Origin of the sequence: Cellulomonas sp. Root485 (assembly GCF_001426705.1) — a bacterium.
Classification (GTDB): domain Bacteria; phylum Actinomycetota; class Actinomycetes; order Actinomycetales; family Cellulomonadaceae; genus Cellulomonas.
The window spans coordinates 111,684-135,672 of record NZ_LMFC01000003.1 but is presented as its reverse complement, the minus strand read 5'-3'; the positions used below and the strand labels follow the sequence as shown (position 1 = coordinate 135,672).

The following is a 23,989-nucleotide window of genomic DNA, read 5'->3' as shown; positions in this document are numbered from 1 at the left end:
GGGTGGTCACGAGCGGGCGCGCCCGGAATTCAGGGGCGGGTCAGGAAGCACGTCGAGCCGGGCAGACCCAGGGCGTCCCGCAGGTGCGACGAGCTCTGCGCGCGGGTCTCGTTGAGTCGCGCGTTGTCCTCGGGCTGGTCGGACGGGAAGCCGTAGGCCCGGTAGGTGGTCTTGAGGAACTCGTCGTAGGCCCGGACGGCGGCGATGAGCTCCGCACCCTGCTGCGCCGCCTCCGGTGGGAAGTCGATCGCCTCCAACGCCTCCACGAACGGCGTGTCGGCGTTGATCTGGCTCCGCAGGTCACGGCGGTGCGTGTGCCCTCGTCCGACGAGCGTGTCGCTGACCGCGGTCCAGGCGGGTGTGGCCGCGTTCACCGCGTCGGCGTAGGCCCGCGCGGCCTCCGACGCCCCGTCCGGGGCGACCGTGCGGCAGCCACCGCGCTCGGCGCTCGATGCGGGCGCAGGAGTCGCGCAGCCTGCCGAGGTCAGGACCAGGAGCGCGATCCCCACGGCGGAGAGCGTCGACCTGCGGGCGGCGTCACGGATCACGACTGTCAGTCGGCATCGGGACGCCGGATCTTGATGTCACCTGGAAGGTCACGTCGGACGTCCGCGAGCAGACGCTAGACGCCGGTACCGACAACCTCGCGGCGCATCGGGAAGATCCACGGCCCGTTGTCGGGGTCGCCCAGCGGCACGCGCGACTTCACCGGGTTGTACCCGAGGGCGGTGTAGTAGCCGACGTTGTCGGGCTTGGTGGTCTCCAGGTAGGACGGTGCCCCGGCGTCGTCGATGAGCCCGAACACCGTGGCCATGAGCCGCTTGCCGCGACCGGCGCGCTGCAGGTCGGGCCGCACCCCGAGCGCCTCGACGTACCAGGAGTCGCACGGCACGCCGGCGGACGTGACGTCGCCGAACTTGATGATGCCGAGGCTGTGCTCGCGGGTGTTGACGGCGATCCGCACGATCCGGAACGCCTGACGCCACCAGCGGGCGGGGGTCATCGGGTAGGTACCCGGAGGGTAGAGAGCGATCGCGCCGGTCACCATGCCGTCCAGCCGAGTCACGAAGGCGTGGCCGTGCTGCACCGAGTCGGAGAGGGTCATCCGGTACATCGCGCGCAGCTCGCGTTCTCGCCGGGCGCGCACGGGGAACAGGTGGACGAATCCGGGGTCGTCGGCCAGGGCGGCCGCCAGCACCGTCGCCGCCTCCGCGATGCCGGACGGGTGCAACGGCTCGACGACATCGGGCGGCGGGGGAGCGGACATGTCGGGCATCCTCTCTGGGACATGCGTCCAGATGCAACCCCCGAATGACTCCGGTGAACACCCACCTGACCTGCGAAAACGCCTACGACGCCGTCAGCGCGTCCTTCAACTTCACCCGGCCGCCGCTGCGCAGGACGGCGTTCGAGTAGATCCGGCCCGCCAGCCAGACCAGCACGGGGATCAGCGCCAGCGAGAGCCCGAGGGACAGTGCGACCTCCCACGGCGCCACCTCCCCGAGCGCGATCCGGATCGGCATGAGCATCGGGGCGCAGAACGGCACGAAGCTGAGGACCACGACGAGCGGGTTGTCCGGGTCCCACGGCGCGATGCTGACGCCGATGAGGTACGGGATCATCATCAGCGTCATGACGGGGGCGGTCACCGAGCCGACGTCCTCCTGCCGCGAGACCAGCGCCGCGAGGGCGGCGAGCGCCAGGGCGTACATCGTGAAGCCGACGACGAACCAGATGATCACCCAGAGTGCCGTGACGCCCAGGTTGATCGAGCTGGCGTCGACGAGGCCCAGCGCCGCCGCCGTGCCCGCACCGGCGCCGACGACGAGCACCACCTGGGTCAGCCCGATGACCCCGATGCCCAGCACCTTGCCGGCCATGAGCTGCCACGGCCGCACGGTCGCCAGCAGCAGCTCCACGACGCGCGACGACTTCTCCTCGACGACGCCCTGCGCGACCAGCTGACCGGCGGTCATGAGGGAGATGAACAACAGGATGCCCGCGACGAACCCGGCGACGACCTGCGCATTGTCGCGCTCCGGCTCGGGTTCGAGCGCGGTCACGTCGGGGGCGGCCTGAGCGATCTCGCGGCCGACCTCGCCCGGGTCGCCGCCGAGCTCGGTGACCGCCGACGACAGCGCCTCCTGCTGCGCGAGCGACCCGAGCACAGGCGCCAGCGCGTCGGGCAGCTCGGTGTGCACGAGGACGGTCAGGGGGTCGGTACCCGTCACCACCGCGCTCACGGTCCCGTCCTTCAGCAGCGCCTCGGCCTCGGCGGACTCGACGCCCTGCGTCTCGATCGTGGTGCCCAGGACCGAGCCGAGGGCGACGAGCTGCTCGGCGACCCCCGACGCCTCGGGAGTCACGCCGACCTTCTGGGCGGTGTCGGACTGCGACCCGACGAAGTGCAGCAGGACCCCACCGAGCACGACGGCGGCGACGAGCGCGACGGTGGTCCAGACGAACGCCTTGGACCGCACGCGGGTGCTAATCTCGCGCCCGGCGATGAGCCGGATGGCGGCGCCGTTCGAGATCTCGACGACGTTCGGGCGGGGGTTCATGCGGACACCGTCTCTCGGTCGGTCGTGGTGGAGTCGGCCGTCACGACGTGCCGGTACAGCTCGGTCAGGGACGGTCGCAGGAGACTGAACTCGTGCACCGGACCGGCTGCCATCGCCGCGCGCAGGATCTCCTGGTCGACCCCGTCGGCGGACTGCCCCCGCGCCTCGACCACGGTCCGCGGCCCCTGCGTCGAGACCACCTGGGCCGACGGCACCGCGGTGATCCACGAGGTCGCCGGTGGGCCGTCGACCACCCATCGCCGGTCGTCCGTGCGGCGCAGCTCCTCGATCCCGCCGAACTTCACCATCGATCCGCTCTTGATGATCCCGACGCGGTCGCACAGGGACTCGACGAGCTCGAGCTGGTGCGACGAGAACAGCACCGGCACGCCCGCCGCGGCCTGCTCGCGCAGCACCCCGCTCATCACGTCGACCGCGACGGGGTCCAGACCGGAGAACGGCTCGTCGAGCACCAGGATGTCGGGGGAGTGCACGAGCGCCGCGGCCAGCTGGACGCGCTGCTGGTTGCCCAGCGACAGCTTGAGGATCTCGTCGCCGCGCCGCTCCGCGATGCCGAGGACCTCCGTCCAGTGCTCCATCGCGGCCTTCGCCGACGACGGGTCCAGACCGTGCAGCCGCGCGAGGTAGACCAGCTGGTCGCTGACCTTCATCCGCGGGTAGAGGCCACGCTCCTCGGGCATGTACCCGATGCGCTGCCGGACCGCGAGGTCGATCGGCCGGCCGTCCCAGCGCACCTCGCCGGAGTCGGCCTCCAGCACGCCGAGCACGATCCGCATCGTCGTCGACTTGCCCGCCCCGTTGGAGCCGACGAAGCCGACGATCTCACCGGCCCGCACCTCCATCGACAGGTCGTGCAGCGCTCGGACCTCGCCATATGTCTTGTGGAGGGACTCCATCGTCAGTGCACCCATGGCGACCATCGAAACATCTGTCGGTGGCCAGGCCTAGTCTGCCGAGCGTGCACCACCTCACCCGTGCCGACGCCCGCCGCATCGCGGTGCGTGCCCAGCGCCTGACGGCGGACCGGCCGACGGACGTGCACGAGACGGTGCACGACCTGTGGCTCCTCCTGCTGAACCCGACCAGTGCGATCGCGCCCAGCGCGGACCTGGTCCTGTGGAGCCGGATCGGCTCGGCGTACGACCCGCGTGAGCTCGAGGACGCCGTCGACCAGCAGTCGATCCTCGAGTACCGCGGCACGCTGCGCGTCGCGCAGGACATCGCGCTCTACCGCGCCGAGATGGCGGTGTGGCCCGGCGTGGGGGACCGGCTCAAGGACTGGCAGCGGTCCAACCGGCAGTGGGTCGCGGACAACGAGGGCTGCCGGCAGGACATCCTCGAGATCCTGCGTGCCGACGGGCCGCTGCCGATCAGCGAGCTGCCCGACACGTGCGTGCGGCCGTGGAAGTCGACCGGCTGGAACAACAACCGCAACGTCCAGATGCTGCTCGGTCTGATGGTGCAGATGGGCGACGTCGCCCCGGCCGGGGGCACCGGGCGCGACCGGCTCTGGGACCTGGCGGAGCGCGTCTACCCGCCCGTGCCGCCGGTTCCGCTGGAGGAGGCGTTCCGGGTCCGCGACGAACGCCGGCTCGCGGCGCTCGGCATCGCGCGGCGGCGCGGGCCCGAGCAGCCGGTCGAGCCGGTCGACGTCGCGGAGGCCGGTGAGCCTGCCGTCGTCGAGGGCGTCCGGGGCGAGTGGCGGGTGGACCCTGCGCAGCTCGACGTGCCCTTCGAGGGCCGGGCGGCGTTGCTGTCCCCGTTCGACCTGCTCCTGCACGACCGCAAGCGCATGACCGACATCTTCGAGTTCGACTACATCCTCGAGATGTTCAAGCCGGTCGCCTCCCGCCGGTGGGGCTACTACGCGCTCCCCGTGCTCGTCGGTGACCGGCTGGTGGGCAAGGTCGACGCGACGGCCGACCTGAAGGCAGGTGTGCTGCGGGTCAACGCCGTGCACGAGGACGAGCCGTGGACCGCCGATGCCCGTGCCGCGGTCGACGCCGAGATCGAGGACCTGGCGCAGTGGCTGGAGCTGGACCTGGGCAGATGACCGCCAGGCCCAGCTCCGGCCGCTCGTGTCAGTAGTAGAAGCCCACGTTCTTCACCGTCTGCTGTCCGGCCGAGTTGATGAACTCCACGAACAGGGTCGCGTACTGCCCGTGGTAGTACCCGTAGAGCTGCGTGCAGCTCCGGTCGGAGTCTCCACCGCGGTCCAGGACCGCGCCGTGCTGGCCGTTCCCGGCCACGACCGACGCGTAAGCCGTCGCGCCAGGCACCGAGTGGTATGCACGGACGCACAGGATGCCCGTGCCGGTGTTCAGCGTGGCATAGGCCTTCCACTCGCCGTTGACCTGAATGACCGCGTCCACCGTCGTGGTGTGCGCGCTCGCGGCGGAGGCACCCGCGAAGAGTCCGGCGGTGGCGAGCGCTGCCGCGGCGAGCGCTCTGCTGACCTTGCTGACCGTGTTCACTGAGAAGTCCTCTCGTCCGTGTGGATCGGCCCTGACGTGGCCCGGGCATGCCCCTGAGGGCATTCGGGGCACAGTAGCCAGGCTCGGACGGTGCGGCACGCGGAGACGACGCGGCCGGTCAGCCCTCCCGGACCACCGCGACCGCACCCGGCGCGACGATGACCGAACCCGGCGCGGCCTCGTCGCGGAGCAGCTCGTGACCCGATGCCGGGACCTTCACCTCGTCCGTGGAGTGGTTGAGGACGAACAGCCACGAGCGTCCGTCGTCGGCGACCCGACGGACGGCTTCGACCCCGTCGTGCTCCGGCGTCAGACCCGCCTCCGCGATCAGCGCGTCCGTCACGCCCTGCAGCCCGTCGGCGTCGAGGCGTGTCCCCAGGTACCAGGCGGCCCCCGCCCCGACGGGTCGCCGCGTGAGCGCGGGCCAGCCGGCGAGGTCGCCGTCGGCGAACGTGCGCACTGCCGACGTCCCCGGCGCGAGGTGGGTCTGCTCCGACCAGAGGTCGGCGGGCGTGCCGTCATCCAGCGTCAGGACCTCACCGTCCTGCAGCGCCCAGAACTCCTCGGTGCGCACCCCCAGCAGCTCCCGGAAGGCGCCCGGGTAGCCGCCGAGGCGGATGTGGTCGTGCTCGTCGGCGATGCCCGAGAAGTACGTGACCAGCACCGACGCGCCCCGTTCGGCTGCGCGGGCGATGTTCGCGGCGTCGGCGTCCGTGACCAGGTACAGCGCGGGCACGACGACCAGCGAGTACCCCGACAGGTCCGCCGATGGGCGCACGACGTCGACCGTGACGTTCCGCTGCCACAGCGCGCGGTAGTGCGCGAGCACCCGGTCCGGGTAGGTGACCGCGGCCGACGGGTGGCTGTCGAGCTCGGTGCCCCACCAGGCCGGGTAGTCGAAGACGATCGCCGCCCGGGCGTGCACGCGGCTGCCCTCCACCTCGCTCAACGCCGTGAGCGCCTCACCGAGCGCGACCGTGTTGCGCCACACGTCGGTGTCCGTCCCCGCGTGCGGGAGCATCGCCGAGTGGAACTTCTCCGCCCCCGCGGCGGACTGGCGCCACTGGAAGAACATCACCGCGTCGGCGCCGCGGGCCACGTGCGCGAGCGAGTGCCGGAGCATCTCGCCCGGACGCTTGGTGCGGTTGCGCGGCTGCCAGTTCACCGCGCTCGTCGAGTGCTCCATGAGCATCCACGGGTCACCGCCGGCGACCCCGCGCGTGAGGTCCGCGCTGAACGCGAGCTCTATGTGGGCCTCCGGGTCGTGGGCGCGCGTGTAGTGGTCGTTGGCGATGACGTCGAGGTCGTCGGCCCAGGAGAAGTAGTCCATCCACTTCGTGCCCGTGGAGAGCATCAGGTTCGTGGTCGTCGGCACGTTGGGCGTGACCTCCCGCAGCACGTCACGCAACGCCCGGTAGTGCACCAGCAGCTCGTCCGAGGAGAACCGCGCGAAGTCCAGCTGCTGCGTCGGGTTCGGGTACGTCGGGGCGCTGCGCGGGGGCAGCACCTCGTCGAAGTCGTCGTACCGCTGCGACCAGAACGCCGTTCCCCAGGCGTCGTTGAGCGCCTCGACCGTGCCGTACCGGTCCGCCAGCCAACGCCGGAACGCAGCCGCGGCGTCGTCGGAGAAGTCGTGCGGGACGTGGCAGCCCAGCTCGTTGTCGACGTGCCAGAGCGCCAGCGCCGGGTGCGTGCCGTACCGCTCCGCCATCGTCCGCGTCATCGCCAGCACGTACTCGCGGTACGCCGGCGACGACACCCGGTACGCCTGCCGACCGCCCGGGTGCAGCACCGTGCCGTCCGCGAGCACCGGCAGGAACTCCGGGTGCTTGCGCGTCAGCCACGGCGGCGGGCTCGCGGTGGCGGTGGCCAGCGTGACCTTGATGCCGGCCTCGTGGAGCCGGTCGAGGATGTCGTCCAGCCAGCCGAAGTCGAACTCACCCTCGCGCGGCTCCAGCTGCGCCCAGCTGAAGATGCCGACGCTGACCAGCGTGACGCCGGCCTGCTGCATGAGCCCGACGTCCTCGATGCGGGTGGCCAGCGGCCACTGCTCAGGGTTGTAGTCGCCGCCGTACTGGATCATCGGGTCCTCGCTGCTCGTCGTAGGTCTAGGTCAACAGGTTCGTGGGGGTCGCACACCAGGTGGCCGTCGACGACGCGGGCTACGGCGACCTTGATGGAGGCCGGTCGCGTCGCACGCTCCTCGCCCGCGCCGGTCTCACCGAACGGTGACACGTCGTGCATGAAGGAGAAGATCCACGCCTCGTCGTCGGTCGTGACGACGTCCGCGTGATGCCCTCGCGGTTCGACCAGGATGTGCCCGTCGGGGGTCCACCGCGACAGGTCGTCCGACCGGTACACCGCCTGGCCGCGCCACTCGTCGACGATCATCCAGTGCCACCCACCGAGCGTGAACACGTTCGGGCCTTCGTGCGGGCGCCCCTCGATCACCGGCCGCGACTGCCCCCAGGTCTCCAGGTCGACGGAGTCGGTGCACCAGGTGGTCGAGCCCGCCGCCTCGTCCTTGAACCACATCCGGTAGCCGTCGGGCGTCGGCGCGACGCACGCGTCGATCACGTAGTCCGAGCTCAGCGGCACGACTCCGCGGTACTCCCAGGTCACCAGGTCGTCGGACACGTGGTGCAGGATGTGCCGCTCGTGACCGGCCCACTGCTCCGGGACCCCCGTGATGTAGCTGACGAACAGGTGGAAGCGCCCCTCGGCGAACACGACCTCGGGTGCCCAGAGCGTGTTGCGGCCCTCGCCCGGGTCCAGTCCGTCGACCACCCCGCGGCGCGTCCAGGTCAGCCCACCGTCGTCGCTCGTCGCGACCGCGATGTCCGTCCCGTGCACCCAGCGGACCCCGGGCCCGTCGTCGTCGACCCTGCGCTGCGTCGCGAACATCCACCAGGTGCCGTCGGGCCCCTCGACGACGGTCGGATCGGTAGGCGCCCCCAGCGGATCGGTGAACAGGGGATCCGGTGCCCACCGGACGTCCGCACTCGTGCTGGTCGGAGCGCGATCGAGTGCGGACGTTGCTGGCTCGAGAGTCGTTGCGTCCGCACTCGTGCGGGTCTGAACCCCACCGAGTGCGGACATTGCGGGGGTGGCGGACGTCATGCGGGGCGGAGGTCTTCGATGCCGTGCAGGAAGCCGTCGCGCAGGGTGCTGCCTGGGGCGAGGTCGGCCTTGGTGACCGGGCGGCCCAGGGTGGCCGAGGCGTAGATCGCGGTGACCAGCTCCAGCGACCGGTGCGGGTCCGCCGCAACCGCTGGGAGCGGGTCGCCGGAGCGCAGCGCCGAGTAGACCGCGCGGAGCAGCGGGGTGTGGCCGGAGGGCTCGTCGTCGACCGGCAGGGTCCACGACGCGGGCGTCGCGTCCGGGTCTCCTCCGGTCCGGGCCGGGGCAGGGGTGAGTCGCCACGCGCGGGCATCATGACCGTAGAGGTGCTCGACCTCGACCGTGCCCAGCGTGGTGTCCACCCGCACGTAGCTGACCTGGCGCGGCGCCAGCGCGGTGGTCAGCACGGACACGATGGCGTCGTTGGCGAACCGGATCACCGCCGTCGACGTGTCCTCGGTCTCCAGGTCGCGGTCCAGGCGGAACGCGCGGGCGTCGACCTCGGCCCACTCGCCCAGGAGGAACGCGAGCAGGTCGAGCTGGTGGATGCCGAGCCCGAGGAGCGGCCCGCCACCCTCCGTGGCCCACTTCCCGCGCCACGGCACCGCGTAGTAGTCCTCCTGCTTGCGGTACCAGAGCGTGTGGCAGACGCCGACGAGCGGGCGACCGAGCGTGCCGTCCGCGAGCAGCCGCTGCACGTGACCCACTGCGGTCCCGGTGCGCTGCTGGAACACGACCGCGTACTCGCGGCCGACCTCGCGCGCGACCGCCAGGACCGCGTCCAGGTCCGCCAGCGAGAGGACCGGTGGCTTCTCGCAGACGACATGGGCCCCACCGCGCAAGGCGGCGATCGCCTGGTCCTTGTGCAGGCCAGGAGGGGTGCACAGGTGCACGACGTCGACGGCCTCCGCGGCGAGGAGTGCGTCGAGGCTGTCGTACCGGCCGGCCACCGCGTACTGGTCGGCGAACGCGTCGCGCACCACCGGGCTGGGGTCAGCGACCGCGACGACGGATGCCTGCGGGTCGAGCGCCAGCACCCCGGCGTGCGCGTGCGCGATCGCCCCGGTTCCGACGATGGCGACCCTCAGCGTGCCCTGCTCCGTCACGTCCGGCTCCTTTGCCTGCATGAATCGACTCAACGCCACGGTAAGCGCTTGCCTCCCGATCCGTCCACCACCGTCCCGTCCGGCCCTCGGCCTCGCTGCCCACGCGAGCTCGGTGTGTCGCGCCGAGCTCGGTGGCTCCAGACACCAAACTGGGCGCGAAACACCGAGCTCGGCCGAGGAGACGTGGGCCGCGGGACGCCGGGCTCAGGCGGACGGGTCAGACGAGCCCCGGACCACCAGCTCCGGCTGGAACTGGATGCGCTGGTGCTGGAACGACGCGCCCTCCGAGCGCTGGCGCAGCAGCAGGTCGGCGGCGGTCCAGCCCAGCTGGTGCGTCGGCTGGCGCACGGACGTCAGCGGCACGGTGAGCATCGAGGCGAAGACGACGTCGTCGTACCCGACCACCGCCATCTCGGCGGGGATGGCGACGCCGTGGGCCCGCAGCGCGCGCAGGGCGCCCAGTGCGGTCAGGTCGTTGACGCAGAACATCGCGGTCGGCCGGTCGCCGTCGGCGTCGAGGAGCCGGTTGACCCCGTCCTCGCCGCCCTCGGCGTTCAGCGAGCCGATGGTGATCTCGACGAGCGCGTCGGCAGGATCCAGCCCGGCGGCGGCGAGCGCGGCGAGGACGCCCTCGCGGCGGTCGACGCACTGCTTGATGGTCTGCGGCCCGTTGATGAACGCGATGCGGGTGTGCCCGAGGCTGACCAGGTGCTCGACGGCCAGCGCGCCGCCGCGCACGTCGTCGACGGCGACCGAGGAGATGTCGTCGACGGGGGACGTGGTGTCGAGCAGGACGACGTCGATGCCGCGGTCCCGCAGCGCGAGCAGGCCGTCCAGCGAGCCGGCGGACGGGGTGACCATGACGCCCTGCACGCCGTGCTCCTCGAACAGCCGCAGGTACCGGGCCTCGCGCTCGGGGTCCTCGTCGGAGGACGACAGCATGAGGGTGTACTCGTCGGCGGCCAGGCGGTCCTCGACCCCGCGGGCGACCTCGGTGAAGAACGGGTTGGCGATGTCGAGCACGATGGCGCCGACCGTCTGGATCGTCCCTGCGCGCAGCTGCCGGGCGGAGGCGTTGCGGACGAACTGCAGCTCCTCGATGGCCACGAGCACGCGGTCGCGCGTGCTGTCGCTGACCTGGTCGGGGCGGTTGAGGACGTTGGAGACGGTGCCGACGGACACGCCGGCCCGCTTGGCGACGTCCGTGATGGAGGGTCGGCGGTCTGCGCGTCCTCGTGTCGTCGTCGACATCGACCGTCGTCCTCTCCGTCGGAACCATCGCGCGTGCGCCCGATGGTAGTTGCCCGGCGACGGGGGTCGTGGGTGCCTCGCTGCACCACGACTCTTGTGGCTCCCCGGCCGGTCGCGTACGGTGCACGATAATGAATCGATTCATCCGTTTCAAGCAGAGGCTCCCCGGCGACGCCCTCCCGGGCCTACCCTTGACATGGCGGTAAACGCTTACTTAGAGTGCGTGAATCGTTTCAACGTCGATACGAGGAAGGTGGGCGCATGACCCGCGTGTGCTTCGTCTCCCGCGTCCGGCCCGACCGGCTGGACGAGTACCGGTCCCGGCACGCGGCCGTGTGGCCCGAGATGCTCGAGGCCCTGCGTGACACCGGCTGGCGGGACTACTCGCTCTTCCTGTCCGGTGACGGCCTGCTCGTCGGCTACCTCGAGACCGACGACTACGCCGCTGCCCAGCAGGCGATGACCCGGACCGCGGTCAACCCGCGCTGGCAGGCCGAGATGAGCGAGTTCTTCGTCGACGACGGCAACCCGGACGAGGGCTTCCAGGTCCTCGACGAGGTGTTCCACCTGGAGGACCAGCTGCGTGCGGCCGGCCTCGCCACCCACCCCCAGGAGCTCCGCGCATGACCATCCAGGATGTCCTCCGACAGCAGACGATCGAGCTCCCCTCCTGGGCGTTCGGCAACTCCGGCACCCGGTTCAAGGTGTTCGCCCAGCAGGGTGTCCCGCGCGACCCGTACGAGAAGATCGCCGACGCGGCGCAGGTGCACCGGTTCACGGGCGTCGCGCCGCGGGTCAGCCTGCACATCCCGTGGGACCTGGTCGACGACTACGACGAGCTCGCGCGGCACGCCAAGGAGCTGGGCGTGTCCATCGGGGCGATCAACTCGAACCTGTTCCAGGACGACGACTACATGCTGGGCTCGCTGACGCACCCGTCGGCGACCGTGCGGGCGAAGGCCGTCGCGCACCACCTGCAGTGCATCGACGTCATGCGCGCCACCGGCTCCACGGATCTCAAGCTGTGGCTGCCGGACGGCCTGAACTACCCCGGTCAGGACTCGTTGCGCGCCCGGCAGGACCGGCTCGCGGACTCCCTCGCCGAGATCTACGCGGCGCTCGACCCGAACCACCGGCTGATCCTCGAGTACAAGTTCTTCGAGCCCGCGTTCTACGCGATGGACATCCCCGACTGGGGAACGTCGCTGCTGCACTGCCTGGCGCTGGGCGACCGCGCGTTCGTCGTGCTCGACACCGGGCACCACGCCCCGGGGACCAACATCGAGTTCATCGTCGCCCAGCTGCTGCGGGCCGGCCGGCTGGGCGCATTCGACTTCAACTCGCGGTTCTACGCCGACGACGACCTCATGGTCGGTTCGGCGGACCCGTTCCAGCTGTTCCGGATCATGCACGAGATCGTGCAGTCGGGCGCCCTGGCACCATCGAGCGGGGTCAACTTCATGCTCGACCAGTGCCACAACATCGAGCCGAAGATCCCCGGGCAGATCCGCTCGGTCATGAACGTGCAGGAGGCCACGGCGAAGGCGCTGCTGGTCGATGCCGACGCGCTGCTGGCGGCGCAGACGGCCGGTGACGTGCTGGGCGCCAACGGCCTGGTCATGGACGCGTACAACACGGACGTCCGGCCGCTGCTGGCGGACCTGCGGGAGTCGCAAGGACTCGACCCCGACCCGATCGGGGCGTACAAGGCGTCGGGGTACGCGGAGAAGATCGTCGCCGAGCGCGTCGGCGGCAACCAGGCGGGATGGGGAGCATGAGCGTCGCAGAAGAGCTGGTCGCACGGTCCAACAGGCTCGGGGCGGACCCGCGGACCACCAACTACGCGGGGGGCAACACCTCCGCGAAGGGCACGGCGACGGACCCGGTGACGGGTACCGACGTCGAGCTGCTCTGGGTGAAGGGCTCGGGTGGTGACCTGGGCACGCTGACGGAGAAGAACCTCGCGGTGCTGCGCCTGGACCGCCTTCGTGCGCTGGTCGACGTCTACCCCGGCGTCGAGCGTGAGGACGAGATGGTTGCCGCGTTCGACTACTGCCTGCACGGCAAGGGTGGTGCGGCGCCGTCGATCGACACGGCGATGCACGCGCTGGTCGACGCCGTGCACGTGGACCACCTGCACCCGGACTCGGGGATCGCATTCGCGACGGCGGCCGACGGCGAGGCGCTGACCGCGGAGGTCTTCGGCGACTCGGTCGTGTGGGTGCCCTGGCGTCGGCCCGGGTTCCAGCTCGGCCTGGACATCGCGGAGATCAAGGAGAAGAACCCGCAGGCCATCGGCTGCATCCTGGGTGGGCACGGCATCACCGCGTGGGGTGACACGTCGGCCGAGGCCGAGGAGCGGTCGCTGCGCATCGTGCGGACCGCCGAGGAGTACATCGCCTCGCAGACCGGGCCGCACCCGTTCGGTGAGGTGGTGAACGCTGCGCTTCCCGACGAGGAGCGTCGGGCGCGTGCGGCCGTGCTGGCGCCGGTGATCCGAGGGCTGGCCTCGACGGACAAGCCGCAGGTCGGTCACTACACGGACTCGTCAGTGGTCCTGGACTTCGTGTCCCGGGAGGCGCTGGGTCGGCTGGCGGAGCTGGGCACGTCCTGCCCGGACCACTTCCTGCGCACGAAGGTCAAGCCGCTGGTGGTGGACCTGCCGTCGGACGCTCCCATCGAGGAGGTCGTGGGCCGGCTCAAGGAGCTGCACGCCCTCTACCGCGCGGACTACCAGGGCTACTACGACCGCAACGCGACCCCGGACAGCCCGGCGATCCGCGGTGCGGACCCGGCGATCGTGCTGGTCCCGGGCGTGGGGATGTTCTCGTTCGGCAAGGACAAGCAGACCGCGCGGGTGGCGGGGGAGTTCTACGTCAACGCGATCAACGTGATGCGCGGCGCCGAGGCGATCAGCACCTACGTGCCGATCGACGAGGCCGAGAAGTTCCGCATCGAGTACTGGGCGCTGGAGGAGGCCAAGCTCGCGCGGATGCCCCAGCCCAAGCCGCTGGCCACCCGCGTGGCGCTGGTGACCGGCGCCGGGTCGGGCATCGGGCGGGCGATCGCCGAGCGGCTCGCCGCCGAGGGCGCCTGCGTCGTGATCGCGGACCTCAACCTCGACGGGGCTTCCGAGGTGGCCGCTTCCTTGGGCGGTCCCGACGTGGCCATCGCGGTGCAGGCGGACGTGACGTCCGAGGAGGACATCGCGCGCCTGATCGCCGAGACGTCGCTCGCGTTCGGCGGGGTGGACCTCGTCGTGAACAATGCCGGGCTGTCGATCTCCAAGCCGCTGCTGGACACCACCGTCAAGGACTGGGACCTGCAGCACGACGTGATGGCGCGCGGCTCGTTCCTGGTCGCCCGCGAGGCGGCCCGGGCGATGATCGCGCAGGACATGGGCGGCGACATCGTCTACATCGCCTCGAAGAACTCCCTGTTCGCGGGGCCGAACAACATCGCGTACTCGGCGACCAAGGCCGACCAGGCCCACCAGGTCCGCCTGCTCGCCGCCGAGCTCGGTGGGTACGGCATCCGGGTCAACGGGGTCAACCCCGACGGCGTCGTGCGCGGATCCGGCATCTTCGCGGGCGGCTGGGGCGCCCAGCGCGCCGCCACCTACGGGGTGCCCGAGGAGGAGCTGGGTGCCTACTACGCCCAGCGGACCCTCCTGAAGAAGGAGGTCCTGCCCGAGCACGTCGCCGCGGCGGTCTTCGCGCTGACCGGCCCCGACCTGGTGCAGACCACCGGCCTGCACGTCCCGGTCGACTCCGGCGTCGCGGCGGCCTTCCTGCGATGAGCCGACTGTCCGGCGACGAGATCGTGGGTTCGGCGCGAGGTCGGGGGTGCGCACCGACGTTCTCGTGCCGAACCCACGATCTCGCGGGCTGCTGCCGGTGAGCGCGTTCGCCGCCGTCGATCTCGGGGCCTCCTCGGGGCGGGTCATCGTCGGGACCGTCGACGGCGGGCGGGTGTCGCTGCACGAGGTCAACCGGTTCCCCAACGGGCCGGTGCAGGTGGCGGGTGCGCTGCACTGGGACGTGCTCGGGCTGTACCGGGGCGTGCTCGACGGGCTGCGCGCCGCGGGCCGCGAGGCGGGGTCGCTCAGCGGCGTCGGCATCGACTCCTGGGCCGTCGACTACGGGCTCCTCGACGGCGACGGCGCCCTGCTGGGCAACCCGTTCCACTACCGGGACGCGCGCACGGACGGGGTGCCGGACACGGTCTTCGCGACGGTCCCCGCGCCCGAGCTCTACGCCCGCACGGGCCTGCAGGTGCAGCCGTTCAACACCGTGTTCCAGCTGGTCGCCGCGCAGGGCACCGCGGCGCTCGCCGCGGCACGCTCGGCCCTGCTGGTCCCGGACCTTCTCGGCTACTGGCTGACCGGAGCGCGCGTCGCGGAGGTGACCAACGCGTCGACCACCGGCCTGCTCGACGCGACGACGCGGACGTGGGCGACCGACCTCGCGGAGCGGCTCGGGATCGACAGCACGCTGCTCCCGCCGCTGCTCGACCCGGGTGCGCTGCTCGGCCAGGTGCGGGCAGACGTCGGGCTGCACGGGACCGTGCCGGTGTGGACCGTCGGCTCGCACGACACCGCGTCGGCCGTCGTCGCGGTGCCGGCGACCGTCGAGGACTTCGCGTACATCTCCTGCGGGACGTGGTCGCTGGTCGGCCTGGAGCTGGACCACCCGGTGCTCACCGAGGACAGCCGCGCGGCCAACTTCACCAACGAGGCCGGGGTCGACGGCACGGTCCGGTACCTGCGCAACGTCATGGGGCTGTGGGTCCTCCAGGAGTCGATCCGCACCTGGAACGAGGCTGGGCTCCCCGCCGACCTGCCCGACCTGCTCGCGGCAGCAGCCCGGATCCCGGCACTGACGACGGTGGTCGACATCGACGGTCCAGCGTTCCTGCCGCCCGGCGACATGCCCGCCCGCATCGCCGCCGAGGCCGCACGGACGGGGCAGACGCCGCCGCAGTCGCAGGCCGAGACGGTCCGGTGCATCCTCGACTCGCTCGCGCTCGCGTACCGGCGGGCGGTCCGGCAGGCGTCGGTGCTCGCCGACAAGGACGTCCGCGTGGTGCACGTGGTCGGCGGGGGAGTGCGCAACGAGCTGCTGTGCCAGCTCACCGCGGACGCGACGGGTCTGCCGGTGGTCGCAGGACCGGTCGAGGGTGCCGCGCTGGGCAACGTGCTGGTGCAGGCGCGGGCTGCCGGGGCACTGTCCGGCGGGCTCGCGGACCTGCGAGCGGTGGGCGCGCGCGGCCTCGAGCTCCGGCGCTACGAGCCCGGCGCCACCGGCGGCCCGACCGACCGGCAGTGGGCCGCCGCCGAGCACCGGGTCGAAGGTCCGTAGCAGACGCACCCGCTCCTTCCTAGCGTGGAGATGAGGCCCCCCGAAGGCGTCGGGCCCAGTCCCGAGGGAGTCGTCATGCGCACCGTCGTCATCACCGGATCGGCATCGGGCATCGGGCTCGCGACCGCAGAGATCCTGCGTGGACGCGGTGACCGGGTCATCGGCGTGGACCTGCACGACGCGGAGGTCATCGCGGACCTCTCGACGGTCGCCGGTCGCGCGGCCATGGTCGAGGACGTGCGCGCCCTCAGCGGAGGCACCATCGACGCCGTCATCGCGAACGCCGGCCTGGCCATGCCCAGCCCTGCGACCGTCGCCGTGAACTTCTACGGCTGCCTGGCCACGCTGGACGGGCTGCGGCCCCTCCTGCTCGGCGCCCCCGAACCTCGCGCGGCGCTCACCAGCTCGATGGCGAGCCTGATGCCGCACGACGACCTGCTGGTCGAGCTGGCCCTGGCCGGCGACGAGCCGAAGGCGCTCGCGCGCGCCCAGGAGCTGGTCGACGCGGATCTCGGCGCGTTGATCTACTCCTCGACCAAGGTCGCGCTGTGTCGCTGGATGCGTCGGGTGGCGGCGACGGCCGACTGGGCCGGTGCGGGGATCCCGCTGAACGGGATCGGACCCGGGATCGTCGAGACCCCGATGACAGCCGACCTGATCGCCAGCGAGGAGCAGCGCGCCGCGATGGCGGACGTGGTGCCGATGCCGCTGAACGGCTACATGCGCCCCGAGGTGCCCGGCCACCTGCTCGCGTGGCTGGTCAGCGAGGAGAACACGCACCTGTGCGGCCAGCTCGTCTTCGTCGACGGCGGGTCCGACGCCGTCATCCGCGGCGACAGCACCTGGTGAGCAGGAGGACCGGCGCGCGGGGCCGCTCGGGACGGGTCCACACGCCGGTCCAGACATCGTCCGGCAGGGGCGTCGGCGCACCCAGGGACGAAGGTCCCTCGTCCCGGAGGCGCCGGTCGCGCCAGAATGCAATGAAACGATTCATCCATCGAAGGGTGCCGGACATGCTGCAGTCCCACCGTGCCGCGCGGGCGACCGCGCCGGTGCGCGACGAGATCCTCTACTACTGCCGCGAGTCCGTCCGGGCCGGCCTGAACTTCAACACGCAGGGGAACATCAGTGTCCGGCTGAGCGACGAGGCCGTCGTCATCACGCCGTCCGGCGTGCGGTACGACCTCATGGCACCCGAGGACCTGGTGGTCGTCGACCTCGACGGGAACGTCCTCGAGGGAAGCATGCTGCCGTCGACGGAGCTGCCCGTGCACCTCGCGCACTACCGTCGTCGCCCTGACGTGCAGGCGATCGTGCACACCGAGTCGACCTTCGTGAACGTGCTCGGCGTGCTCGGTCGGACCATCGATCCCGTGCTGCTCAACATGGTGCTCTACGCCAAGGGCCCGGTCCCGGTGATGCCGTTCGAGTTCTCGACGCACGCCGAGTTCGGTCGCCGCAGCGCCGACCTCCTGGGTGACGACGTCAACGCGGTCGTGTGGGCCAACCACGGGCTGCTCGCCGTCGGGACCACGCTCGAGCTCGCGTTCAAGGTGGCCGTCGCCGTCGAGGAGAACGCCGAGGTCCTCCATCACGCGAGCCTCGCCGGCGTGCCGAACGTGCTGGTCTACGACCGCATCGTCGTGCCCGACGGCGCCCGGCTGCCCTGAGTCAGCCGAGCGTCGCGGCGACGACGAGCAGCACCGGCACGCACAGCACCGTCGTGACCAGCCCGGCGTCCCGCGCGAGCGCCTCGCCGTGCCGGTACTGCATCGCGTAGACCAGCACGTTCTGCGCGGTCGGCAAGGACGCCATCGCGACGACCGCGAGCAGCGCGTGCGCAGGCAGGCCGAGCGCCGTGCCGAGCCCCCAGGCGAGGACCGGGTGCGCGACCGAGCGCAGGCCGACGGCGAGCGCGAGGTCCCCACGCGGTGCGGTCGAGTCGACGGTGCGGGGCAGGGCGAGCGACATCCCGAACGTGAGCAGGGCGAGCGGCGCGGCTGCGGCCCCGACCAGCCGGAACGGCTCGTAGACGACCTCGGGAAGGTCCCACGGCAACGCCGCCAGGACCAGGCCGACGAGGGTGCCGACGATGATCGGGTTGCTCAGCGTCCGTCGCGCGACCGTCCGCCCCCGCAACGGTCCCGACCGCGCGTCGAGCACGGCGAACGCCACAGGGGCAAGGACGAGGAGCTGGAAGAGGAGAGTCGGCACCACCGCGACCGCGTCGTCCAGGAGGTAGACCGCCAGGGGTAGGCCCACGTTCCCGGCGTTGACGTAGGAGGACGCCAGCGTGCCGACCGTGACGTCCGCCGCCGACCGGCGCCAGGCCGCACGCAGGACCACGATCGCGACGAGCGCGATCGTCGCGGTCGACGTCCAGGTGACCACCGCCGTCCGCGAGAGCAGCAGGTGCAGGTCGGCGTGCGCGACCGTGGTCAGCAGCAGCGCCGGCGTCGCGACCGCGAAGACCACCCGCGCGAGCACGGGCGCGGCGCGGTCACCGAGGACGTGGCGGTGCGCCAGGAACCAGCCGACGGCGACGACGAGCCCCATCGTGCCGAGCGCTGTCAGCACGGCCGTCACCGGAGGATCACGTGACCGATCCTCCCAGGCGGAGGGGGTCCGGACCGCTGCGGGTCCGGACCCCCCGTGGGTCAGCCGTGCACTCGCGCCCGCCGGGCCAGGAGGACGGCTCCCGCGCCGGCCAGCAGGAGGACGAGTGCGGCCACCAGGATGCCGGCCGCCTCCGCGCCGGTCGTGGCCAGGGTGCCGGTACCGGTCGCCGGCGTCGCCGTGCTCGGCGAAGCCGTCGGCGCCGGGCCCGTCGGAGCGACCGTGGCGGTCGGGGCGGCGGCCGCTGTCACCGTGAGCGTCGCCGGGTCGGTGTACACCCCGCCGAACCTGTTCGCGACGTACGCGCGGTACTGCAGGCCCGGCCCGGCGGCCCTGGCCATCCGAGCGGTGCCGGTCGGCGCCGTGCGAGCGGTGAGGGTGTACGTCGCCCCGGTCGCGTCCGGGATGTCGGTCCACACGCCGCCGACGGCCTCCTGCCACTGCACCGACGGTGCCGGGGAGCCCGACGCGGACACCGTGAAGGTGACCTGAGCGCCGTCGACGGCGGTGACGTCGGCGGGCTCCGTGACGATCCAGGCGACGGTGCCCGCAGCCGACCGGTCACCGTCCTGCTGGTCGGCGACGAAGGACGCGACCCACGACATCGCCGAGTTCCAGTTGACGGTGATCTCGTTGGTGGACCACGACTGGATGTCGTCGATGTAGCAGGCCTGCGGTGCGCACATGTGGTCGGCGCCGTACAGGCCGCCGATGACCGGGTCCCACGTCCCCACGTCCGAGTTCGGTCCGCCGGAGACCGAGCCCCGCGGCGGGTTGGGGAGGGACTCGCTCAGCGAGCCGGCGAACCAGCGGCTGTGCTGGTTCTCGGAGAACACGTCCCCGTAGCCGGTGATGTACGAGTTGTTGAGGGCGTTGCGGCCGAGCAGGTAGTCCATCGACTCCAGCACGGCGTCGGCGAACCGCTGGTCGCTCGTCAGGTCGAACGCGGTGCCGAGCACGACCTGGTTGTTGAGGACCGCCGAGTTGGACCCCCACTCGTAGACGCCGTCGTCGTTCCCCGGGTAGGCGGTGCCGAACGGCTGTGCCGCCTGCCGCGCCAGGTAGGTCTCCGCGCCGGCCACCACGGACTCGCGGATGGCGGTGCGTCCGGGGATCTCCGACTCGACCACGGCGAGGTCCAGACGACCGAGGCCGGCCGTCTCGCCCCAGTACATGCCGCCCTCGGACCAGATGTCCGCGGTGTGCAGCTCGCTGGCGAGGACCGCGTCCTCGAACTGCTGCTCGCCCGTGGTCAGGTAGAGCTCCGCGGCGGCCCAGTAGAACTCGTCACTGACGTCGTCGTCGTCGTAGGGGCCGCCGCCGGGGCTCGGGTCGGAGTTGGGCGCCGGCTGGTACAGGTCGGGTGTGACGACCGCGGCGTCGTAGGCGATCCGGCCCGCGGCGAGCAGGTCGGCCGCGAAGTCGGCGTCGTACGACGACCACAGGCGAGCACCCTGCGCCGCGACGGCGGCAAAGTTCAGCGTGGCCGCGGTCGACGGGCGGTGCAGCCGGCGCTCCTGCGGGTCGTTCGCCGGCATGAGGGGCAGGCCGGTCCAGTCGACGTCGTGGACCTTGTGGTGGACCATCCCCGCGAGCGGCTGGCCGGCGGGCACCTGCATCTTCATCATCCACTCGAGCTCCCAGCGCGCCTCGTCCAGCACGTCGGGCACGTCGTTGCTCTGCTCGTCGCGCGGGATGTCGAGGCTGCCGTCGCCGAGGTCGGCCGCGTCGCCCGTCGGTGCGGAGAGGGTCCGCTCGTAGGTGCTGAGCAGCTGCGCCACCGCGATGCCGCCGTTGACCACGTACTTGCCGTGGTCGCCGGCGTCGTACCAGCCGCCCGTGACGTCGAGCGTGTAGTCGCACGTCCAGTCGCCGTAGAGGTTCAGCGCCTCGGCCGGCGAGATGCACGGCACCGCCGTGTCGCCCTTGTTGGGCGCGACGCCCACGTGGCCCGCGGCCCGCGTGTACTCGGGGTCGCCCATGATCGACCCGTCGATCGCGATGCCGCTGCGCACGGGGTAGAAGTAGTTCAGGGCGTCGTACCGCAGCTGCTGGTAGATGCCTGCGCCGATGTCGAACGGGTGGCTCGTCTCGCCGTCCGCCGTCAGCACGTACGTGCCCGGCGTCGCCACGCTGCTGAAGTCGATCTCGTGCACGTTCCGGCCCGCGGTCGGGTCGACGCCGCGCGGGGTGGTGGTGCCGGACGCCACCGAGGTGCCGCCGGACACGAGCTGCCACGTGACGGGTTCCGTCTCCGTCGTGACGAGCGTCGCCTGCTTGGGACCCTGTGGCAGGTAGCCCACCTGGTTGACCCGGACGCGGGGGCCCGTGTCGGGCTCGTACGCCGGTGGTGCCTCAGTCGACTCGACGAGGGACAGCTCCGTGATGCAGAAGGTGTAGGGCGACGCCCGGCGGCCGAGCTCGAGCTGGATGCGTCCGAACGCGGTCGCGGGGTCCGAGCTGAAGGACGCGTCGGCGGTGAACGGGTACGTGAACGTCGTCGGGGTGGACGTCAGGGCGGCCGCGGTGTCGAGCACCCGGTGCCACGGGTCGCCGTACTGACCGACGAGGACGTTGATGTTCGCCGCGCTGCTGGCGTACGCGGTGAACGCCAGGACGTAGTTGGTGCCCTCGACGATGTCGATGTGCGGGTACTCCAGGCCGGCCTCGTAGGGGTTCGCGTACCCGCCCTGGAGGTCGATGCAGGCGCTCAGGCCGTCCGCGCCTGCTCGCGCCGTGCCGCCTCCTGCCGAGTCGTAGAGGTTGAAGCCGCCCAGGTCGCCGTCCGCGAAGTCGTGGTCGACGACTGTGCCCGGCGTGCCGGGGTCGGGCGTGCCGGAGCCCGACGTCATGGAGAAGTTGTCGACGCAGAACGTGTAGGCGGAGGACTGCCCGCCGAGCTGGAACGAGGTCGGACCCGTCGTCGTGGTCCAGTCGGCGCCGACCGGCGATCCCGGTTCGCCGGGGGCCGTCGGCCAGTCCGCCGGGGAGAAGGTGAACTCGACGTGCTGGGGCGTCGCCGTGCCGTCGAGGACCACGGGGTGGCCGAACGCGGCGGGGTAGGCCGGACCGCCCTGGATCTGCACCGTGACCGCAGCGGTCGCGTGCGCGTCGAACGCGACCGTGTAGGTGAGGTCGCGGTCGTACGTCACCCCGTCGTGCTGCAGCGCGATGTCCCAGGGGTTCGCGCCACCGTCGACCTGTGCGCACAGCTCGCCGGTGGCGGCGCTGGAGGACACCGTGCCGGCGTTCGCGTAGGAGAACCATCCCTGCGGGTCGCCGCCCGGGAAGTCGTGCTCGTCGGTGACCGGTGCGCCGGTCGCCGACGATGCGAAGGCGGAGAGGACGACGAGGGCGGACGCCGTGGCGCCGGCCACCCATCCGGCGCGGCGTCGGGGCCGCGCGACGTGAGAGGAAACCACAGTGTCTCCTGGAGAAGAGGGTCGCGCCCGGGGTGATGGCCAGAAACCGGGAGCGCTTCCAGTCCCTGGAAGCAGGGACGCTAGCACTGGACGCGTGTACAGGAAAGGGCTGATCAGGGCGTCATGCGGATGCCACCCGGCGGCCGTCGCCCAGTCGGGTGAAGCGGACCGGAAGCGCTCCCGGTTCCAGGCTCAACCAGGCGGCGGTTCACAGGAACGCCCTGCAGCCGGTAATCTCACGCCGGAGCGAGCCGGCGGGAGGCATCGATGACATCGCCGACCGGCAGACAGCCCACCCTCGACGAGGTGGCCAAGCTCGCGGGCGTCTCGCGGTCCGCGGCCTCGCGTGCCATCAACAACGCGGCCCACGTCAGTGCGGCCAACCGCCTCGCCGTCGAGCGCGCCGTGCGCGAGCTCGGCTACGTGCCGAACGTGACGGCTCAGGCACTGGCGCGGCAGAAGGTCGGCGCGGTCGTGCTCGCGGTGTCCGACCACAACGAGGAGCTCTTCGGGGACCCGTTCTTCGGGCGGATCATCGCGGGCGTCACGGCGGCGCTCGAGGACACCGACCTCGACCTCAAGCTCCTCCTCTGCCACCCCGAGCGCGGCCACGACCGGGTGCGGCGCATGCTCCGCCCACCCCGCGCCGACGGCATCATGGTGATGGCTCTGCGGGGCGACGACCCCCTGCAGCGCATGGTCGAGAAGTCCGGCCTGCCGACCGTCTACGGAGGGCTCCCGTTGCACGGGCGGCCCGAGTGGTTCGTGGACGTCGACAACCGGGGAGGCGGCCGGGTCGCCGCCGAGCACCTCGTCAGCCTGGGGCGCCGCAGGATCGCCACCATCGCCGGTCCTGCCGACACGCACGTCGCCGTCGCCCGGCTGGACGGCTTCGCCGACGCGCTCTCGGTCGCGCAGCTCGACCACACGCTCGTCGAGCACGCCGACTTCACGCGCGAGGGCGGCGCCGCGGCGATGGAGCGTCTGCTGCAGCGCGAACCCGGGCTCGACGCCGTGTCGGTGGCCTCCGACAACATGGCCGCGGGCGCTCTGCAGACGCTGCTGCAGCACGGTCGCAGGGTGCCGGAGGACGTCGCCGTCGTCGGCTTCGACGACCTCCCGATCGGGCACCTGACGCAGCCGTCCCTGACGACGATCCAGCAACCGATCCGCTCGCTCGGGTACGAGATGGCCCGGGTGCTGCTGGCGGTCGTCGACGGCGAGAAGCCCAGCCCTCTGCTGCTGCCCACCCGTCTGGTGGTCCGCGAGTCCGCGCCGGCGCCGGTGTCGCTCGCCGTGTCCTGAGGGCGCGACAGAACGCAGGATCAGCGTCGCGCGATGTCACGCCCCAGGTGGGCGGGTTGCAGCCCGGACGTGCGCAGGCGGCGACGGTCCGCGGCGGTGTCGTACATGAGCTGGGTGTGGAAGTAGTTGACCTGTTCCAGGACCGCGAGCACCCAGAACGCCAGGCCGGCGACGACCTCGTCGAACGGTCCCGTCACCAGCGCCACGACGAGCACCGGCAGGGCGAGCGCGAGCAGGACGGGGTTCAGCCAGCGCAGGACCGCGTAGACGCGCATCCCCGCCGGGACCGCCGGGCGGCGGAGCTTGAGCAGCCAGTACACGGAGCCCTGCAGGAGGATGGCCAGCGCGAGCGCGGTGCCGAGCATGTTCGCCGGCGACAGCGGCAGGCCGATGAGGCCGTAGGCGACCCAGGGCAGGACCACGATGCTGACGAGCTCGCCGGTCGCCAGCGACCAGAGGCGGCGGCGGACCGGGTGCATCCGTCGAGGCCAGGTGCGCTCGCTCAGGGTCGCTGCTCGGACGAGCGGGCGCGGGCGGACAGGATCCCGTCGCGCACCGCGAGCCGGATCACCCAGTAGAGGGCGGCGAGCACGAGGAGCGGGACCGCGACGTAGACGAGGACGAGGATCAGCAGGTGGGAACCGAGCATGACGGCACGCTAGTCCTCGCGTGCGACGGAAAGCGCTTGCCCCGATGCCCGTCCGCGTGGCACGATCGGTTCCGACGCGCAGGTCAGACGTGCGTCCCGCACAC

Annotated in this window: 21 protein-coding genes; 8 read left to right on the top strand and 13 right to left on the bottom strand. The window is 71.7% G+C overall.

Annotated features, from left to right (window positions below; all coding sequences use genetic code 11):
• Positions 1-29: 29 nt before the first annotated feature.
• From ASD16_RS14380 to ASD16_RS14365, 4 genes are all read right to left on the bottom strand, one after another.
• Positions 30-548 carry a hypothetical protein gene (locus tag ASD16_RS14380; RefSeq protein WP_055918778.1) on the bottom strand — a complete coding sequence of 173 codons (519 nt, stop codon included), beginning with the start codon at positions 546-548 and terminating at the stop codon, positions 30-32.
• Between the two features lie 74 nt (positions 549-622).
• Complete coding sequence (locus ASD16_RS14375) at positions 623-1,267, bottom strand: N-acetyltransferase (RefSeq protein WP_235523320.1); 645 nt, start codon at positions 1,265-1,267, stop codon at positions 623-625.
• A gap of 82 nt (positions 1,268-1,349) precedes the next feature.
• The gene (locus ASD16_RS14370) at positions 1,350-2,561 is read right to left on the bottom strand and encodes an ABC transporter permease (RefSeq protein ID WP_055918773.1); all 1,212 of its coding nucleotides are present in this window, start codon (positions 2,559-2,561) and stop codon (positions 1,350-1,352) included.
• Entirely contained in the window at positions 2,558-3,493 is a 936-nt protein-coding gene (locus ASD16_RS14365) for an ABC transporter ATP-binding protein (protein WP_055920504.1), read from the bottom strand. The genes ASD16_RS14370 and ASD16_RS14365 overlap by 4 nt, the downstream gene beginning before the upstream one ends.
• Before the next feature lie 47 nt (positions 3,494-3,540).
• Between ASD16_RS14365 and ASD16_RS14360 the strand changes: the two genes are divergently transcribed.
• Positions 3,541-4,635 carry a DNA glycosylase AlkZ-like family protein gene (locus tag ASD16_RS14360; RefSeq protein WP_055918770.1) on the top strand — a complete coding sequence of 365 codons (1,095 nt, stop codon included), beginning with the start codon at positions 3,541-3,543 and terminating at the stop codon, positions 4,633-4,635.
• Positions 4,636-4,663: 28 nt separating this feature from the next.
• On the opposite strand, the gene ASD16_RS14355 is transcribed toward ASD16_RS14360, so the two are convergent.
• The 5 genes from ASD16_RS14355 to ASD16_RS14335 form a co-directional block, all read right to left on the bottom strand.
• Positions 4,664-5,056 carry a hypothetical protein gene (locus ASD16_RS14355; protein ID WP_055918767.1) on the bottom strand — a complete coding sequence of 131 codons (393 nt, stop codon included), beginning with the start codon at positions 5,054-5,056 and terminating at the stop codon, positions 4,664-4,666.
• Positions 5,057-5,174: 118 nt separating this feature from the next.
• Positions 5,175-7,139: a beta-galactosidase gene (locus tag ASD16_RS14350; RefSeq protein WP_055918764.1), complete on the bottom strand. Its 1,965-nt coding sequence runs from the start codon at positions 7,137-7,139 to the stop codon at positions 5,175-5,177.
• Positions 7,136-7,960: a hypothetical protein gene (locus ASD16_RS14345; protein ID WP_200942963.1), complete on the bottom strand. Its 825-nt coding sequence runs from the start codon at positions 7,958-7,960 to the stop codon at positions 7,136-7,138. The genes ASD16_RS14350 and ASD16_RS14345 overlap by 4 nt, the downstream gene beginning before the upstream one ends.
• A gap of 212 nt (positions 7,961-8,172) precedes the next feature.
• The gene (locus ASD16_RS14340; RefSeq protein ID WP_235523319.1) at positions 8,173-9,282 is read right to left on the bottom strand and encodes a Gfo/Idh/MocA family protein; all 1,110 of its coding nucleotides are present in this window, start codon (positions 9,280-9,282) and stop codon (positions 8,173-8,175) included.
• A gap of 204 nt (positions 9,283-9,486) precedes the next feature.
• A complete protein-coding gene (locus ASD16_RS14335) occupies positions 9,487-10,533 on the bottom strand; it encodes a LacI family DNA-binding transcriptional regulator (RefSeq protein WP_055918758.1) in 1,047 nt (348 codons plus the stop codon).
• 261 nt (positions 10,534-10,794) lie between these two features.
• On the opposite strand from ASD16_RS14335, the gene ASD16_RS14330 reads away from it, so the two are divergent.
• The 6 genes from ASD16_RS14330 (at position 10,795) to ASD16_RS14305 (ending at position 17,563) form a co-directional block, all read left to right on the top strand.
• Positions 10,795-11,160 carry an L-rhamnose mutarotase gene (locus ASD16_RS14330; protein WP_055918755.1) on the top strand — a complete coding sequence of 122 codons (366 nt, stop codon included), beginning with the start codon at positions 10,795-10,797 and terminating at the stop codon, positions 11,158-11,160.
• The gene (rhaI, locus tag ASD16_RS14325) at positions 11,157-12,311 is read left to right on the top strand and encodes an L-rhamnose isomerase (RefSeq protein WP_055918752.1); all 1,155 of its coding nucleotides are present in this window, start codon (positions 11,157-11,159) and stop codon (positions 12,309-12,311) included. The genes ASD16_RS14330 and rhaI overlap by 4 nt, the downstream gene beginning before the upstream one ends.
• Entirely contained in the window at positions 12,308-14,332 is a 2,025-nt protein-coding gene (locus ASD16_RS14320; protein ID WP_235523317.1) for a bifunctional aldolase/short-chain dehydrogenase, read from the top strand. The genes rhaI and ASD16_RS14320 overlap by 4 nt, the downstream gene beginning before the upstream one ends.
• A 97-nt stretch (positions 14,333-14,429) precedes the next feature.
• A complete protein-coding gene (locus ASD16_RS14315; RefSeq protein ID WP_055920498.1) occupies positions 14,430-15,893 on the top strand; it encodes a rhamnulokinase family protein in 1,464 nt (487 codons plus the stop codon).
• 75 nt (positions 15,894-15,968) lie between these two features.
• Entirely contained in the window at positions 15,969-16,742 is a 774-nt protein-coding gene (locus ASD16_RS14310) for an SDR family oxidoreductase (protein WP_055918746.1), read from the top strand.
• 164 nt (positions 16,743-16,906) lie between these two features.
• Positions 16,907-17,563 (top strand): class II aldolase/adducin family protein, encoded by a 657-nt coding sequence (locus ASD16_RS14305; protein WP_055920495.1) that lies wholly within the window; start codon positions 16,907-16,909, stop codon positions 17,561-17,563.
• 1 nt (position 17,564) lies between these two features.
• Here ASD16_RS14305 and ASD16_RS14300 read toward each other — a convergent pair whose 3' ends face one another.
• The gene (locus tag ASD16_RS14300; protein WP_200942962.1) at positions 17,565-18,470 is read right to left on the bottom strand and encodes an AEC family transporter; all 906 of its coding nucleotides are present in this window, start codon (positions 18,468-18,470) and stop codon (positions 17,565-17,567) included.
• Between the two features lie 80 nt (positions 18,471-18,550).
• Positions 18,551-21,931, bottom strand: a complete 3,381-nt coding sequence (locus ASD16_RS14295) for a glycoside hydrolase family 9 protein (protein ID WP_055918740.1) — start codon at positions 21,929-21,931, stop codon at positions 18,551-18,553.
• 267 nt (positions 21,932-22,198) lie between these two features.
• Between ASD16_RS14295 and ASD16_RS14290 the strand changes: the two genes are divergently transcribed.
• Positions 22,199-23,236: a LacI family DNA-binding transcriptional regulator gene (locus ASD16_RS14290; protein WP_082570892.1), complete on the top strand. Its 1,038-nt coding sequence runs from the start codon at positions 22,199-22,201 to the stop codon at positions 23,234-23,236.
• 20 nt (positions 23,237-23,256) lie between these two features.
• Here ASD16_RS14290 and ASD16_RS14285 read toward each other — a convergent pair whose 3' ends face one another.
• Both ASD16_RS14285 and ASD16_RS21785 read right to left on the bottom strand, forming a co-directional pair.
• Positions 23,257-23,715 (bottom strand): hypothetical protein, encoded by a 459-nt coding sequence (locus ASD16_RS14285; protein WP_055918735.1) that lies wholly within the window; start codon positions 23,713-23,715, stop codon positions 23,257-23,259.
• 23 nt (positions 23,716-23,738) lie between these two features.
• Positions 23,739-23,885: a hypothetical protein gene (locus ASD16_RS21785; RefSeq protein ID WP_157453953.1), complete on the bottom strand. Its 147-nt coding sequence runs from the start codon at positions 23,883-23,885 to the stop codon at positions 23,739-23,741.
• Between the last annotated feature and the right edge of the window lie 104 nt (positions 23,886-23,989).

Excerpts from the sequence above, each read along its gene's own strand:
- ASD16_RS14320 (WP_235523317.1), top strand. The coding sequence starts at position 12,308 with ATGAGCGTCGCAGAAGAGCTGGTCGCACGGTCCAACAGGCTCGGGGCG.
- ASD16_RS14290 (WP_082570892.1), top strand. The coding sequence starts at position 22,199 with ATGACATCGCCGACCGGCAGACAGCCCACCCTCGACGAGGTGGCCAAG.
- ASD16_RS14310 (WP_055918746.1), top strand. The coding sequence starts at position 15,969 with ATGCGCACCGTCGTCATCACCGGATCGGCATCGGGCATCGGGCTCGCG.
- ASD16_RS14285 (WP_055918735.1), bottom strand. The coding sequence starts at position 23,715 with ATGCACCCGGTCCGCCGCCGCCTCTGGTCGCTGGCGACCGGCGAGCTC.
- ASD16_RS14375 (WP_235523320.1), bottom strand. The coding sequence starts at position 1,267 with ATGTCCGCTCCCCCGCCGCCCGATGTCGTCGAGCCGTTGCACCCGTCC.
- ASD16_RS14330 (WP_055918755.1), top strand. The coding sequence starts at position 10,795 with ATGACCCGCGTGTGCTTCGTCTCCCGCGTCCGGCCCGACCGGCTGGAC.
- ASD16_RS14350 (WP_055918764.1), bottom strand. The coding sequence starts at position 7,139 with ATGATCCAGTACGGCGGCGACTACAACCCTGAGCAGTGGCCGCTGGCC.
- ASD16_RS21785 (WP_157453953.1), bottom strand. The coding sequence starts at position 23,885 with ATGCTCGGTTCCCACCTGCTGATCCTCGTCCTCGTCTACGTCGCGGTC.
- rhaI (WP_055918752.1), top strand. The coding sequence starts at position 11,157 with ATGACCATCCAGGATGTCCTCCGACAGCAGACGATCGAGCTCCCCTCC.
- ASD16_RS14365 (WP_055920504.1), bottom strand. The coding sequence starts at position 3,493 with ATGGGTGCACTGACGATGGAGTCCCTCCACAAGACATATGGCGAGGTC.
- ASD16_RS14370 (WP_055918773.1), bottom strand. The coding sequence starts at position 2,561 with ATGAACCCCCGCCCGAACGTCGTCGAGATCTCGAACGGCGCCGCCATC.
- ASD16_RS14305 (WP_055920495.1), top strand. The coding sequence starts at position 16,907 with ATGCTGCAGTCCCACCGTGCCGCGCGGGCGACCGCGCCGGTGCGCGAC.
- ASD16_RS14335 (WP_055918758.1), bottom strand. The coding sequence starts at position 10,533 with ATGTCGACGACGACACGAGGACGCGCAGACCGCCGACCCTCCATCACG.
- ASD16_RS14345 (WP_200942963.1), bottom strand. The coding sequence starts at position 7,960 with ATGTTCGCGACGCAGCGCAGGGTCGACGACGACGGGCCCGGGGTCCGC.